This is a genomic window from Streptococcus sp. SN3, from assembly GCF_030439905.1.
The window spans coordinates 446124-461233 of record NZ_JAQFJF010000003.1 but is presented as its reverse complement, the minus strand read 5'-3'; the positions used below and the strand labels follow the sequence as shown (position 1 = coordinate 461233).

At 42.4% G+C, this 15110-nt stretch carries 13 protein-coding genes and 1 pseudogene; 13 read left to right on the top strand and 1 reads right to left on the bottom strand.

Annotated features, from left to right (window positions below; all coding sequences use genetic code 11):
• Positions 1-62 precede the first annotated feature (62 nt).
• From purF to PCY71_RS09085, 7 genes are all read left to right on the top strand, one after another.
• Positions 63-1502, top strand: coding sequence for an amidophosphoribosyltransferase (purF, locus tag PCY71_RS09115; protein WP_002908393.1), 1440 nt, complete (start codon positions 63-65; stop codon positions 1500-1502).
• Positions 1503-1561: 59 nt separating this feature from the next.
• The gene (gene purM, locus PCY71_RS09110) at positions 1562-2584 is read left to right on the top strand and encodes a phosphoribosylformylglycinamidine cyclo-ligase (protein WP_048773616.1); all 1023 of its coding nucleotides are present in this window, start codon (positions 1562-1564) and stop codon (positions 2582-2584) included.
• Complete coding sequence (purN, locus tag PCY71_RS09105; protein ID WP_048773618.1) at positions 2581-3132, top strand: phosphoribosylglycinamide formyltransferase; 552 nt, start codon at positions 2581-2583, stop codon at positions 3130-3132. The genes purM and purN overlap by 4 nt, the downstream gene beginning before the upstream one ends.
• Before the next feature lie 44 nt (positions 3133-3176).
• Positions 3177-3641: a GNAT family N-acetyltransferase gene (locus PCY71_RS09100; protein ID WP_048773620.1), complete on the top strand. Its 465-nt coding sequence runs from the start codon at positions 3177-3179 to the stop codon at positions 3639-3641.
• Position 3642: 1 nt separating this feature from the next.
• On the top strand, positions 3643-5190 hold the full coding sequence (purH, locus tag PCY71_RS09095) for a bifunctional phosphoribosylaminoimidazolecarboxamide formyltransferase/IMP cyclohydrolase (RefSeq protein ID WP_048773623.1): 1548 nt from the start codon (positions 3643-3645) through the stop codon (positions 5188-5190).
• Between the two features lie 126 nt (positions 5191-5316).
• Positions 5317-6789 carry an AAA family ATPase gene (locus PCY71_RS09090; RefSeq protein WP_048773625.1) on the top strand — a complete coding sequence of 491 codons (1473 nt, stop codon included), beginning with the start codon at positions 5317-5319 and terminating at the stop codon, positions 6787-6789.
• Positions 6790-6805: 16 nt separating this feature from the next.
• Positions 6806-7786 (top strand): DUF4435 domain-containing protein, encoded by a 981-nt coding sequence (locus PCY71_RS09085; protein WP_048773626.1) that lies wholly within the window; start codon positions 6806-6808, stop codon positions 7784-7786.
• A 197-nt stretch (positions 7787-7983) separates the two neighbouring features.
• Here PCY71_RS09085 and PCY71_RS09080 read toward each other — a convergent pair whose 3' ends face one another.
• Positions 7984-9939 (bottom strand): GBS Bsp-like repeat-containing protein, encoded by a 1956-nt coding sequence (locus PCY71_RS09080; RefSeq protein WP_301412532.1) that lies wholly within the window; start codon positions 9937-9939, stop codon positions 7984-7986.
• Positions 9940-10260: 321 nt separating this feature from the next.
• On the opposite strand from PCY71_RS09080, the gene purD reads away from it, so the two are divergent.
• The 6 genes and pseudogenes from purD (at position 10261) to PCY71_RS09050 (ending at position 15047) form a co-directional block, all read left to right on the top strand.
• Complete coding sequence (purD, locus tag PCY71_RS09075) at positions 10261-11523, top strand: phosphoribosylamine--glycine ligase (protein ID WP_111675114.1); 1263 nt, start codon at positions 10261-10263, stop codon at positions 11521-11523.
• A 297-nt stretch (positions 11524-11820) separates the two neighbouring features.
• Positions 11821-12309, top strand: coding sequence for a 5-(carboxyamino)imidazole ribonucleotide mutase (purE, locus tag PCY71_RS09070; RefSeq protein ID WP_101772133.1), 489 nt, complete (start codon positions 11821-11823; stop codon positions 12307-12309).
• On the top strand, positions 12296-13387 hold the full coding sequence (gene purK / locus PCY71_RS09065) for a 5-(carboxyamino)imidazole ribonucleotide synthase (protein ID WP_223310429.1): 1092 nt from the start codon (positions 12296-12298) through the stop codon (positions 13385-13387). Before purE ends, purK begins: the two co-directional genes overlap by 14 nt.
• A 9-nt stretch (positions 13388-13396) precedes the next feature.
• Positions 13397-14143, top strand: a complete 747-nt coding sequence (locus tag PCY71_RS09060) for a hypothetical protein (RefSeq protein ID WP_032912354.1) — start codon at positions 13397-13399, stop codon at positions 14141-14143.
• A gap of 40 nt (positions 14144-14183) precedes the next feature.
• Positions 14184-14351: pseudogene (locus PCY71_RS09055) on the top strand (phosphoribosylaminoimidazole carboxylase).
• A gap of 3 nt (positions 14352-14354) precedes the next feature.
• A complete protein-coding gene (locus PCY71_RS09050; RefSeq protein WP_002908408.1) occupies positions 14355-15047 on the top strand; it encodes an aspartate/glutamate racemase family protein in 693 nt (230 codons plus the stop codon).
• Positions 15048-15110 lie beyond the last annotated feature (63 nt).

Below are 15110 nucleotides of genomic sequence, written 5' to 3'. Positions count from 1 at the left end.
CTGCTTGGCCTGTTAGGCCAGGTTTTCTCCCTTTTACAAGACAAAAGAATTTAGGTAAAACAATGACATACGAAGTAAAGTCACTGAATGAAGAGTGCGGTATTTTTGGAATCTGGGGTCATCCACAGGCGGCTCAGGTCACCTATTTCGGACTCCATAGCCTGCAGCACCGCGGTCAGGAAGGAGCAGGCATCCTGTCAAACGACCACGGAAAGCTCAAACGCCACCGAGATTTGGGGCTGGTTGCAGAGGTTTTTAGAAACCCAGCAGATTTGGATAATCTGACAGGAGAAGCAGCCATCGGCCACGTCCGCTATGCGACGTCTGGTGGGGCCTCCATCAACAATGTCCAGCCTTTCTTCTTCAGTTTCTATGATATGCAGATGGGCTTGGCGCATAATGGGAATCTGACAAATGCCCATTCACTGAGACGGGAGTTGGAAAAGAAGGGTTCCATCTTTGCCAGCTCATCTGATACGGAAATTCTCATGCACTTGATTCGCCATAGTAAGCAGGAAAATTTCTTAGACAAGCTCAAGGAATCCTTGAGACGAGTTCAGGGCGGCTTTGCCTACCTCATCATGAGAGAGGACAAGCTCTATGCTGCGCTGGATCCTAATGGCTTTCGTCCTTTGTCCATCGGCCGCATGAAAAATGGGGCCTGGGTCGTTTCCAGTGAAACCTGTGCTTTTGAAGTGGTGGGTGCCGAATGGGTGCGCGACCTTGAGCCAGGGGAAATCGTGATTATCGATGATGAAGGCGTGACCTACGACAGCTATACGACAGATACCCAGCTGGCTATTTGCTCAATGGAATATGTCTATTTCGCTCGGCCGGACAGCGTCATTCACGGGGTCAATGTCCATGCAGCCCGCAAACGAATGGGCCGCAGACTGGCTCAGGAATTCCAACATGAGGCAGATATCGTTGTCGGTGTGCCTAATTCTTCCCTGTCAGCGGCCTCTGGCTTTTCCGAAGAGTCTGGCCTGCCAAATGAAATGGGCCTGATTAAAAATCAATACATCCAACGGACCTTTATCCAGCCGACGCAGGAGTTGCGAGAGCAAGGAGTTCGTATGAAATTATCTGCTGTTTCCAGCATTGTCAAGGGCAAGCGCGTGGTCATGGTGGATGATTCTATTGTGCGGGGAACGACCAGCCGACGTATCGTCCAGCTCCTACGAGATGCAGGTGCAGCTGAAGTCCATGTGGCTATCGGCAGTCCAGAACTTAAATATCCATGTTTCTACGGCATTGATATTCAGAATCGGCGCGAGCTCATCTCGGCCAATCATACGGTTGATGAGGTCTGTGAGATTATCGGAGCTGACAGCTTGACTTACCTGTCTCTGGAAGGCCTCATTGAATCCGTCGGTATTGAGACGGATGCTCCGAATGGCGGACTCTGTGTGGCTTATTTTGACGGTCAGTACCCAACTCCGCTCTATGACTATGAAGAGCGCTATCTGGAAAGCCTGAAGGAGAAGACGAGTTTTTATTGAAACGAGGTCAGCGGTTCTTGTCGCAATCTTTTTCAAAAATAAGAGTAAGGAAGAAAATTATGACAAATAAAAATGCATACGCTCAATCCGGTGTGGATGTTGAAGCAGGTTATGAAGTTGTTGAGCGAATCAAAAAACATGTAGCACGTACAGAGCGGGCTGGCGTCATGGGGGCGTTGGGTGGCTTTGGTGGCATGTTTGACCTGTCTCAGACTGGGGTCAAGGAGCCAGTGCTGATTTCTGGTACGGATGGGGTCGGAACCAAGCTTATGTTGGCCATTCAGTATGACAAGCACGATACCATTGGGCAGGATTGTGTAGCCATGTGTGTCAACGACATCATTGCTGCAGGAGCTGAGCCCCTTTACTTCCTGGACTATATTGCCACTGGGAAAAATGAACCAGCAAAGCTGGAGCAAGTTGTTGCCGGTGTGGCTGAAGGCTGCGTTCAGTCTGGAGCTGCTTTGATTGGTGGGGAAACCGCTGAGATGCCTGGTATGTACGGTGAAGATGATTATGACCTAGCTGGTTTTGCTGTCGGGGTTGCTGAAAAGTCAGAGATTATTGACGGCTCTAAAGTCGCAGAGGGCGATGTCCTTCTGGGATTGGCTTCCAGTGGCATTCACTCAAATGGTTATTCCCTTGTGCGCCGTGTTTTTGCGGACTATACTGGTGAGGAAGAACTGCCAGAATTGGAAGGTAAAAAACTCAAGGAAGTGTTGCTTGAGCCGACTCGTATCTATGTCAAGGCTTTGCTGCCGCTGATTAAGGAAAAGCTGGTTCATGGGATTGCCCATATTACTGGTGGCGGTTTTATCGAAAATGTGCCCCGCATGTTTGCCGATGACTTGGCTGCTGAGATTGAAGAAGACAAGATTCCAGTCTTGTCGATTTTTAAGGCCTTAGAAAAATATGGTCACATCAAGCACCAAGAAATGTTTGAAATCTTCAATATGGGGCTAGGGATGATTTTGGCTGTAGCGCCTGAAAATGTGGATCGTGTCAAAGAACTTCTTGCCGAGACTGTTTATGAAGTTGGCCGGATTGTCAAAAAAGAAAATGAAAGTGTCCTTATCAAATGAAAAAAATTGCCGTTTTTGCTTCGGGTAATGGATCAAATTTCCAAGTGATTGCTGAGCAGTTTCCTGTTGAATTTGTCTTTTCAGACCATCGCGATGCCTATGTGCTCGAGCGGGCGGATAAGCTAGGTGTCAAAAGCTATGCCTTTGAGCTTAGAGAGTTTGATAGTAAGGAGGCTTACGAGCAAGCTATTGTAGACCTACTAGAAGCGCACCAGATTGACTTGGTTTGCCTAGCAGGATACATGAAAATTGTTGGGCCGACCTTGCTTGGTGCTTATGAAGGCCGGATTATCAACATTCATCCTGCCTACCTGCCCGAATTTCCAGGGGCTCATGGCATTGAGGATGCTTGGCAGGCTTGTGTCTCTGAGAGCGGTGTGACCATTCATTGGGTGGACTCGGGCGTTGACACAGGCAAGATCATTCAGCAAGTGCGCGTGCCGCGACTAGCTGATGATACGATTGACAGCTTTGAAGAACGCATCCATGCCGCCGAGTATCAGCTCTATCCTCAAGTGCTGGAGAGTTTAGGGGTGTGGAGAAGGTAAGAAGTAAATCAAGTTTTGATTGTGCAATCTTGCTAGGAGGAAAAATGATTGAGCTGAAATTAGTAGATGAGAGCAGTTTTCAGGCAGTGCTGGATTTGAAAATATCTGATGCTGATGAACGAGCACGTTTCGTGGCTCCAAATGTGCGCTCTTTAGCTGACGCATGGCTCTACCGGAAAAATGAAGATGTGTTTCCGATGGCAATTTATTGGGATAAGCAAGTGGTTGGCTTTCTTCTGCTGGAAATAGACAAGGATGAAGCGGAATACTTTATCTGGCGGATAATGATTGGTCAGCAGTACCAAGGAAGAGGTTATGGTCGAAAATCCTTGGAAGTTCTGATCAAAGAGGCTCAGATGGATAGAGCTTGCAGTCATATTATCGCAGATTATGTGGTTGGAAATGAAAAAATGAAGCACCTGCTGACTAGTCTGGGTTTTCAGGAAACAGGATTTATAGAAGAAAATAACGAAGTCGCTATGCGCTTGGATCTAAAGAAAGAGGAATAGAATGACGAAAAAAGCCTTGATCAGTGTCTCAGACAAGACAGGCATTGTAGAATTTGCCCAAGAATTAAAAAAATTAGGCTGGGATATCATCTCAACCGGTGGAACAAAGGTGGCTCTAGACAATGAAGGAGTAGGCACCGTTGCTATTGATGATGTGACTGGTTTTCCAGAGATGATGGATGGCCGTGTCAAGACCCTCCACCCAAACATTCACGGAGGTCTCTTGGCTCGTCGGGATTTAGATAGCCACTTGGAAGCGGCTAAGGACAATCAGATTGAGCTCATTGACCTTGTGGTGGTCAACCTTTATCCTTTTAAAGAAACCATTCTCAAGCCAGGTGTAGAGTATGCGGACGCGGTGGAAAATATTGACATCGGTGGGCCCTCTATGCTTCGCTCTGCGGCTAAAAATCATGCCAGCGTGACGGTTGTTGTAGATCCAGCTGATTATGCTCTTGTTCTGGAAGAGTTGGCAGCAAATGGCCAAACGACCTATGAAACGCGTCAACGTTTGGCAGCCAAGGTTTTCCGTCACACAGCAGCTTATGATGCCTTGATTGCGGACTATTTCACAAATCAGGTGGGCGAAAGCAAGCCTGAAAAGCTGACTTTGACCTATGAACTCAAGCAGCCCATGCGCTACGGTGAAAACCCCCAGCAGGACGCTGATTTTTATCAGACTGCTTTGCCACTGGACTATTCCATTGCTTCGGCCAAGCAGCTGAATGGGAAAGAGTTGTCCTTCAACAACATTCGCGATGCAGATGCGGCTATTCGGATTATTCGAGATTTCAAGGATCGGCCAACTGTTGTGGCACTAAAACACATGAATCCTTGTGGTATCGGTCAGGCGGATGATATTGAGACAGCTTGGGACTATGCTTATGAGTCTGATCCAGTGTCCATCTTTGGTGGGATTGTCGTCCTCAACCGTCAGGTGGATGCTGCGACAGCTGAGAAGATGCACGGTATTTTCCTGGAAATCATCATCGCACCGAGCTACACGGCAGAAGCACTAGCGATTTTGACCAATAAAAAGAAAAATCTGCGGATTTTGGAGTTGGCTTTTGATGCGCAGGCAGCTTCTGGAGTAGAGAAGGAAGTGACAGGTGTTCTGGGTGGTCTCCTCGTGCAAAACCAAGATGTTATCGAGGAAAATCCAGCTGATTGGCAAGTCGTAACTAAGCGCCAGCCGAACGAGCAGGAGCGTATGGCTTTGGAATTTGCTTGGAAGTCCGTCAAATATGTCAAATCTAATGGTATCATCATCACCAATGACCGTCAGGTGCTGGGAGTCGGTCCCGGTCAGACCAACCGTGTGGCTTCTGTCAAGATTGCTATTGAGCAAGCCAAAGATCGCCTTGACGGTGCTGCTCTGGCTTCTGACGCCTTCTTCCCCTTTGCGGACAATATCGAAGAAATTGCGGCGGCTGGTATCAAAGCTATCATCCAGCCGGGTGGTTCTGTCCGTGATGAGGAGTCTATCGAAGCGGCTGACAAGTATGGCTTGACCATGATTTTCACTGGCGTACGGCATTTTAGGCATTGAGAATTCAAAAGTATCAGGAAAAAGTAAAATAATTAAAATTGGGTATAATAATATTTGTAGGAAGCAAGCCGAAAGGCTTGTTTTCTGATATAATTGTAATAAATAAAACTAATAAGGAGGAATTATATGCCTTTAATTGAGAAATTTAAAATTAATAATCTCCATAATTATTATGATGTTGAGTTGAATTTTAAAAATGATAAAACTATTTATATTGGTGAAAATGGTGTTGGTAAGACCACTATTCTTTCGATGCTGTATTATTTGCTTGATCTAAACTATGAAAGATTATCAAAATATATTTTTGAGAGTCTTGAAATTGAATTCGAAGGAAAAAAAAGTGTAAGAATAACTAAAAGTGATATTACACAGATAAATTCAGTAGTCAGAAGTCGTAAGGGACGATATCCGAAATATATAGTTGATGAATTAATCAATAAAATTGAACAAGACGAAAATTTGATGAACGAACTATTGAAATTAGAGACTTCGACTGATTTTTTATTTAATTTCGAAGTACGAAAAATATATGAAAAATATCCATCATTACATAATTATCCTAAACCTCTTATTCAAGAACTCATGGTTGAGGTTTTAGAGAGAATTAATCCTGCAGAGTACATGGAACTAATAGGTTATATAGAGGAATTAAAAAATAAGTATAAAATTTTATACTTCCCAACTTATAGAAGGATTGAGGAAGATCTAGTCAAACTAAAGACAGAGCCTGAAAATGTAGGTCCTGGGGGAAGAGCGTTTAATAGTAAATCCAGTGGTGAATTAATCCATTTCGGTATGGAGGATGTTAAGCAGAGGATAGATGAACTATTAAATAAGATTAGTAAAGAAACTAACGAACGTTATAATAATATGACGAGTGGTTTACTAAATACTTTCTCTAATGGAGAAAATATTAAACTTTCTGGTGAAAATTTTGATCCTGAAGAAGTAAATATTGCTCTTTCTAGATTAGGGGATAAAATAACTAAAGAAACTAAATCTATAATTTTAAGTAAGATAAATAAGGGAGAATTGCACAAAGATAAATATCTTGATTATCTAGTTTCAAGTATTCTTAAAAATTACAAAACTTTGGCGGTCATTGATAGTAGAATTAATGATTTTAATAAAAGAGTAAATAAATATCTGTTTAGGAAAAAATTTTATTATAATCCACAGTCGTTAAGGTTAGATATAAAAAGGACTGATAGCAAAGGGGAAACTATATTTAAGAATGATCAGTATGGGGAAAGAGTTGAAGATATTATTAATTTAAGTAATCTTTCATCGGGAGAAAAACAATTAATTTCTACCTTTTCTAAGATATTTTTAGAAGATGAAAAAGAACTTGTTATTCTGTTTGATGAACCTGAGTTATCTTTATCTGTTCCATGGCAGGAGGAATTTATTTATGATATTTCTCAAGCAAATAAGTGTAGATTTTTATTAACAGTAACTCATTCTCCATTTATATATAGAAATCTCCTAGATTATGCAGAAGAGATTGACGATTGTATTAAAGAAAACTCACAAAATAGTGATAACGAATTTTCATTTTTCTTTTTAAATGATGATAATGATGATGAATTACCTTTTTAAATAAGGGGGGGATAATTTGAAATCAGTAACAATAGAAAACCACCTAGAAAGTTTGACAGAATCCTCAGTTATTTGGGAAAGGTATACGAGAGATGCTAAGATTAATCCCAATAGATATTTTGTATTTTATGAAGGAAAAGATAGGCAGTATTATGATTGTCGAATACGAAATTTTACTAACAATTATAACGCATATGAGGTTGGTGGTAAGAGCAAAGTGTTACAATTAGTTGATAAATTTACTCATGAGGAGGGTTATAAATTAAAGAATAAATTATTTTTTATAGATAAAGACTATGAAAGATACCGGCTAGATTCGGATGTATATATGACTCCAAAATACTCAATTGAAAACTTTTACGTAAGTCATACAGTAATCGAGAGAATACTGAAAACACATTTTGGGATAAATGAAGATGATCCAGAGTTTAGCAAGGTATTAGATTTTTTTAATGAAAGATATAAAGAATTTATTCAACATCTGACGGATATGAATCTATGGGCTATTTGTTGTCAATTAAATGAGGTCAAAATAGACTTTGATTTGTTGGGGTTAAAAAATAATGCAGATAAAATAGTTAAAATCAAGCATGAAAAAAAGATAGAATTATTAGTGGAAGATATAAGTTTTAATTTTTTTGAAAGTATGTATGAGAAAATGCTAAGTGAGAAAATTAAAAAAGGTAGTGAAAAGAATGGCAGAGATTATGTCTCGGAGTTATCTATTTTTAGAGATAGACGAGAACACATACGCTACACTTTCGAAAATGATATAGAGGAATACCGTGTTCACATAGAGGATTATTCTAGAGGTAAACAGTTGTTATGGTTTTTAAAAGAGTTTATATTATCCGTAGAAGGTAAGAGTGGAGGTATTCTGAAAAAACAATTTTTTATTGATGATAGAGCTATAATGACAGTGTTTACTAATTGTGCAGATACGCCTGAGTGCTTGAATGACTACTTGAAAAGAAAATGTTGTCTGACTTTTACCTAGTTTATATTATATGGAGAATATTATAAAAAATAGTTATAATTTTAAGCGACAAATTTTAGACATAAAAAATCCTCGGTTCGTTATGAGCCGAGGATTTTTGAGTAGACTTATACTCAATGAAATTCATGAATAAACTAAGCAGGAGCAGTCTGCTCAAAGCACTGGTTTGAAGTGATTTTGAGGAATGCGAAAGCGACTTATTTAGGGTAGATATAGGTCAGGCGACCCCAGTAGGAAGCAGTTGGGTCAAACCAGCCACGGAAGTTGCTGATGTACTGCTTGCCGAGGTAGTTAGACTCTTGAATCTGGATGCGGGTATTGGATTCGACATGAGTCACAACACCAACGTGGCCGTAGCCACCGTCATCCCAGCAGGCGATGGCACCAACCTCAGGTGTACTGCCGGTACGGAATCCAGCTCTTCTGGCACTAGCTGCCCATTGACCGCCGTTGCCCCAGTAATTTCCAGCCCAAGGAGCTAGAGCTTTGGCTCCCCAAGTACATTGACCGACAGGATAAGTTGTCGCATTAGCAGCGGCATAGTTAGGCTGAATATTAGCTGATTGAACGCTTGATTTCTCAACCTGATAGCTAGTTCCAGTCAGGCCGATTAACTGTCCCGCTTTTCTACGATAGACATGGGTGTTAAATAGACCGCTCCCCTTGTGATTCTGAGTATCTACGGTAAACTTGTATGTTCCATTGCCGACCTTATTGGCGGTATACCATTTGATATCATCTTGCCCATTGACTTCTGACCAAGTCGGCAGAATAATATCGCCATCTCCGTAGGCGTCTGTCACTGTCACCTCATAGCGATTAGCCTCAGTTTTCCTGACTGCAACCTTGGCTTGGATTTGGTCGGTAGACATTGAGACGGCATCTGCTGCGTAGCTATGCTCACTGCCGTCCTTATAGGTGACATACACATGGTTGTTATAGGTTCCAGACAAAGCCTGGTGATTACGGATATCAAAGGTTGCGCTGAAGGAGCCATCTCCGTTAGGAGTGGCTGCATACCATTTAAGATTGCTCTGATTGCTAGTGCTCCAAATGGGAACTTGGACAGACTTTATGGGCTTAGATAAAGCTGTTTCAGTGATTTTTACAGTATAGGTTCCTTGTTTGGGGTTGATATTTTCTATAGTAAAAAGTGGCTTTTGCTCCTCTTCAGAAGGCAATTTTCCACTATCAATTTGTGCAGTAGCCCCTGAGAGACCTGTTAAGTCAGGCTTAACATAACTTTCACCGTAAAGGTGGATATTGTAAATCCCTGTGTCGTAGTTATGCTTTCTGAGTTCCACCCGAGCGCTGTAGCTACCATCTGGATTTTTGCTTGCTTCATACCATTGTAGATCATCTTGCCCTTTCTTATCAGACCAAGTAGGAAGAACTACTTTATACATAGTGGCTGGCACATTTTTGACAGTAATTTCCATGATACCAGTTTGAGGGAAGCTGGTTTCAACAGTAGGATTAGGTTTTTCTAAATTGAAAGTGGTCCCGTTTAAGCCAATCATCTTACCATCTTTATTTTCATAAGTATGAATGTGATAAGTTCCATAGCCTTTGTGATTTGAAAGTTCAAATTCAGTAATATCTTGTCCTGCATTGTACCATTTGATATCATCTTGTCCGTTCTCGTCAGACCAAACAGCATGTAAAATATTGGAATTTAGTTGGTCTTTGTTGCGATTAAAGTGGATTTGAGCAGTTTTCCCTAGGATATTAGTAGTGACATTAATGGCTGGTTTATCGAGAGTAAAGGTTGTTCCATTCAGCCCAATTAATTTTCCATAGAGGTCAATATAGGTATGAACATGAAAGGTTCCGTAACCTGGATGGTTACTCAGGTCAATGTCAGTGTTAGTGGTAGTTGTTGACGGTGCTTCATACCATTTGATATCATCCTGTCCGTTCTCGTCAGACCAAACAGCATGGAGAATACGATGAGGTTCTTGAGCTTGGGAACGGGTATAACTAATAGAGGCTGTACGATCGTTCAGAGTAACATCGACATTGCTGGCACGATCAGTGGGGCCTAGAATTTTGACTTCAGATTCAGGCGTTTCGGTCGCATGAGCTGTAGAGTGACTTGCAAAGAGACCTAGGACAGCTCCGGATAATAAAAACAGTTTTTGATATTTCTTCATAAAACTCCTTTGTGAGAATGGTTTTGGATGGGCCCACCTGTATTATTCGGAAAACTTATTTGAAAATGATAGTAAATTTGACAAGCCCTGAATATTTTCTGTCTAAAATGGGTACAATCCACTCAAGAAGGAGAAGGCTGAAGCCAACAATAATTACGGCAATCATTATAGAAGAGATATTCTTTTTCCCATTAGAATGGAATAAAACGAACGATTGTGATATAATTTAGATAAATAATTCGTAAAAATGCGGTGATTTTTACGTGATGTGTTAGCTCGGTGCGTAAGCACCTATGATATGAACATAGAGGTATCTCAGCTATGAAGCTTTTGGTTGTTGGTTCAGGCGGTCGTGAGCACGCGATTGCTAAGAAGTTATTGGAGTCTCAGGGTGTGGAGCAGGTGTTTGTCGCACCTGGAAATGACGGGATGACCTTGGATGGGTTGGATTTAGTAAACATTGGAATTTCCGAACATTCCAGACTAATCGAATTTGCCAAGGAGAATGATATTGCTTGGTCCTTTATCGGTCCGGATGATGCTCTGGCAGCTGGAATTGTAGATGATTTTAACCAAGCTGGGCTCAAGGCTTTCGGCCCATCTCGTTTAGCAGCGGAGCTGGAGTGGTCCAAGGATTTTGCCAAGGAGATCATGGTTAAATACGGAGTTCCGACAGCAGCCTATGGCACATTTTCCGACTTTGAGAAAGCCAAAGCCTACATCGAAAAGCAGGGAGCGCCTATCGTGGTCAAGGCGGACGGACTAGCTCTGGGCAAGGGTGTGGTCGTAGCGGAGACCGTGGAGCAGGCAGTCGAAGCAGCTCACGATATGCTCTTGGACAATAAGTTCGGCGACAGTGGTGCGCGTGTGGTTATCGAAGAGTTCTTGGACGGCGAGGAGTTCTCCCTCTTTGCCTTTGTCAATGGCGACAAGTTTTACATCCTGCCGACGGCTCAGGATCACAAGAGGGCCTACGATGGGGATAAGGGGCCCAATACAGGCGGTATGGGAGCCTATGCGCCAGTGCCTCACTTGCCACAAAGCGTGGTGGATCAGTCAGTTGAGACGATTATCAAGCCGGTTCTCAAAGGCATGATAGCTGAGGGCCGACCTTATCTTGGCGTGCTCTACGCTGGGCTGATTTTGACAGCCGATGGTCCCAAGGTTATCGAGTTCAACTCGCGTTTTGGCGACCCAGAGACCCAGATTATCCTGCCGCGCCTTACGTCTGATTTTGCGCAGAACATCACGGACATTTTGGACAAGAAAGAGCCTGCTATCACTTGGCTGGATGAGGGGGTGACACTTGGCGTGGTTGTCGCATCAAATGGCTACCCGCTGGACTATGAGAAAGGCTTGCCTCTGCCGGACAAGACAGACGGCGACATCATCACCTACTATGCTGGGGCTAAGTTTGCGGAAAATAGCAGAGCACTGCTGTCAAATGGCGGCCGAGTGTACATGCTGGTTACCACAGCAGATACCGTCTCAGCTGCGCAGAAAAAAATCTACGACCAACTAAAAAAACAAGACACAACAGGCCTCTTTTACCGAACAGACATAGGAAGCAAGGCGGTTAAATAAAAATCTTCTAAAATCTACGATTGACTGTGTTAAAGCCCCTTGAAGAACTTCAGCTCGAACTTTATCGCTTTTCCTTGTCATTCTGAGAATTTTTTCGAGCATTTTCATACTAGCGCTAGCTTAGGCGACGCAGTCGCTAAATACGATAAAGGTCGCCGTGGTGAAAAGACCAGAACAGTGTATGTTCTGGTCTAGGGAAAATTTGAGACTTCGGGCTCAAATTTTAGGAATGAACCCGAAGGTTTGCTTCTGACCCACTACTTAAAACCATTATCAAAAAGAAAAAGGATATTAACAATGAAACCAATTATTTCCATCATCATGGGCTCCAAATCCGACTGGGCAACTATGCAAAAAACTGCCCAAGTCTTAGATCGCTTCGGTGTAGCCTACGAAAAGAAAGTCGTCTCTGCTCATCGCACGCCTGACCTCATGTTTCAGCATGCAGAAGAAGCCCGCAGTCGTGGCATCAAGGTCATCATTGCAGGTGCAGGTGGCGCAGCCCATTTGCCAGGAATGGTAGCGGCTAAAACCACCCTGCCTGTCATCGGCGTACCGGTCAAATCACGCGCGCTCAGTGGTCTGGACTCTCTTTATTCGATTGTGCAGATGCCGGGCGGTGTGCCAGTTGCAACTATGGCTATTGGGGAAGCGGGAGCGACAAACGCTGCTCTGACTGCCCTGCGAATCTTGGCCATTGAAGACCAAGACCTGGCAGCAGCGCTAGCGGATTTTGCTGAAGAACAAGGAAAAATCGCTGAGGAGTCTAGCAATGAGCTCATCTAAAACAATCGGAATCATCGGTGGCGGTCAGCTGGGCCAGATGATGGCCATTTATGCTATCTACATGGGGCATAAGGTCATCGCGCTGGATCCTGCGGCGGACTGCCCAGCCTCTCGCGTGGCAGAGATTATCGTGGCGCCTTATAACGATGTGGATGCTCTGCGTCAGCTGGCTGAGCGTTGCGATGTCCTGACCTATGAGTTTGAAAATGTCGATGCGGACGGTTTGGATGCCGTTATCAAGGATGGTCAGCTCCCTCAAGGGACGGACCTGCTCCGCATTTCTCAAAATCGGATTTTTGAAAAGGACTTTCTCGCAAACAAGGCTCAAGTCACCGTGGCACCCTACAAGGTCGTGACTTCTAGCCAAGAATTGGCAAATATTGACCTGTCTAAAAACTATGTTCTCAAGACTGCGACAGGTGGCTACGACGGACATGGTCAAAAGGTCATTCGTTCAGAAGCAGACTTGGAAGAAGCCTATGCACTAGCTGACTCAGCAGACTGCGTTTTGGAAGAATTCGTCAACTTTGATCTTGAAATTTCTGTCATCGTATCTGGAAATGGCAAGGATGTTACGGTTTTCCCAGTTCAGGAAAATATTCACCGAAACAATATCCTATCTAAGACCATTGTGCCAGCCCGCATTTCGGATAGTCTGGCTGACAAGGCCCAAGCCATGGCGGTGCGAATCGCAGAACAACTTAACTTGTCTGGAACCCTCTGCGTGGAAATGTTTGCGACGGCTGATGATATCATCGTCAATGAGATTGCCCCACGGCCACACAACTCTGGGCACTACTCTATCGAAGCCTGCGACTTCTCGCAGTTTGATACCCATATCTTGGGCGTTCTCGGAGCACCATTGCCAGCTATCCACCTGCATGCACCAGCCGTCATGCTCAATGTTCTTGGCCAGCATGTCGCGGCCGCTGAAAAATATGTCACAGAAAATCCAAGCGCCCACCTCCACCTGTATGGTAAAATAGAAGCGAAACACAACCGTAAAATGGGGCATGTGACTTTGTTTAGTGATGTGCCGGATAGCGTGGTTGAGTTTGGGGAAGGGATTGATTTTTAGGAGGTTGCTTTGGAAATTTTTATTAATTATGTTGTGCCAATTCTAGAATTAATCATGTCATTTATTGGTGTTGTTTTTCTTTTCAAACCATCTACTCCATCGGTAAATATTGATATTGGTGATAAGTATTATTTTACTCAGAATATCAAAGAAAGTAATAATTCTAAATCAACAAATAATAACGATTATGCTCCTCTGATTATAGCTGTTTTGATATTTTTTGGAACTTACCTTTTTTATTCATTGGCAGGAAAGTTAATGATTTTTATAATAATGGTAATTTCTTTGATAAAAATTTTAAGATATTGGAGGTTAGGAATTGACTATAGATTTGAACTGGTTCCTCCAACAGCAAGTATTGTAGTTTTTTATCTTTTAAATTTTTTACCAACCAATGTAAAAGAATTTTGGGAAACAAATACAAAAATTGATTTTAGTAAGTTTTCTGGCTTACAATCAACCATTGAATCAATTTTAGCTCCTATGCCGGAATTTTTAAAGTTATTTACAAATTTTAAAATTGATAGAATCAGAAATATTTCAATTTTTTCTATTTTGACAATGACTTTATTTGTTTTACTTTGTGAAGGAACATCTGTATTTCAGAAAAAGGAAAATCTAAAAATATCATCTAAAAGTTTTGTAGCTTTTTATTGTATATCACTATTCATCTTACTGGGATACGCATTTTATAATATTGAACAAAATCCTGTGAGAATTGTAACAGAAATGATTATTAAATATTTAAATAATTAAGTTGTATAACACTTATATCAATAATTTCTAAGCTATTTAGATCTAATTTGCCAGTGCCGACCATGAAAAAGTAAAAGCCAAATATCAGGAATTAAAGATTCAATATCCAGACAATTATCTGGCTATCTATGATTTGCCTTTGGATACGGATCTAAGTAGCTTGCCACACTATCCGTCGGTAGCGATAAGTAAGGAGGAGTTTAATTAGCCTATGAAAACTATTGGTCTGATTGGTGGTATGAGTTGGGAAAGTACCACATCTTACTACCAAATTATTAATGAAACCATCAAAAAAGAGCTGGGTGGCCTGCATTCTGCTAAAATTCTGCTTTACAGTGTTGATTTTGCAGAGATTGAGCATTATCAGGCAGTCGGAGACTGGGAGAAAAGCGGTCAACTGTTGGCAGATGTTGCTCAGCGCTTGGAGCAAGCTGGTGCAGATTTCATTGTTATTTGCACCAACACCATGCACAAGGTTGCTCCGCAGATACAAGAAAAGATTACGATTCCAATCTTGCATATTGCACAGGCAACTGCGCAGGCCTTGTTGGCTGACGGTATTCAAAAAGTCGGTCTTCTAGGGACTAAGTACACCATGACCCAAGATTTTTACAAGGAGAAATTAATAGAGTCTGGGTTAGAAGTGCTGATTCCAGACCAAGCTGGTATTACAGAGGTCAATCGGATCATTTATGACGAACTCTGTCTAGGGGATATCAAAGAAAGCTCAAAGCAGACTTATCTTACCATTATAGATGATTTGAAAAAAGCTGGCGCAGAAGCTGTTATCTTGGGTTGTACCGAGATTGGTCTCCTCGTCAAGCAATCCGACACTGACCTGCCTCTTTACGACACAACAGTGATCCATGCAGAGAAAGCAGCGGAGTGGGCGGTAAATAAATGATTATAGAAGACAAGTGCAACTGCAAAATGGGACATGTAATCTTGTTTAGTGATAAGCCAGATG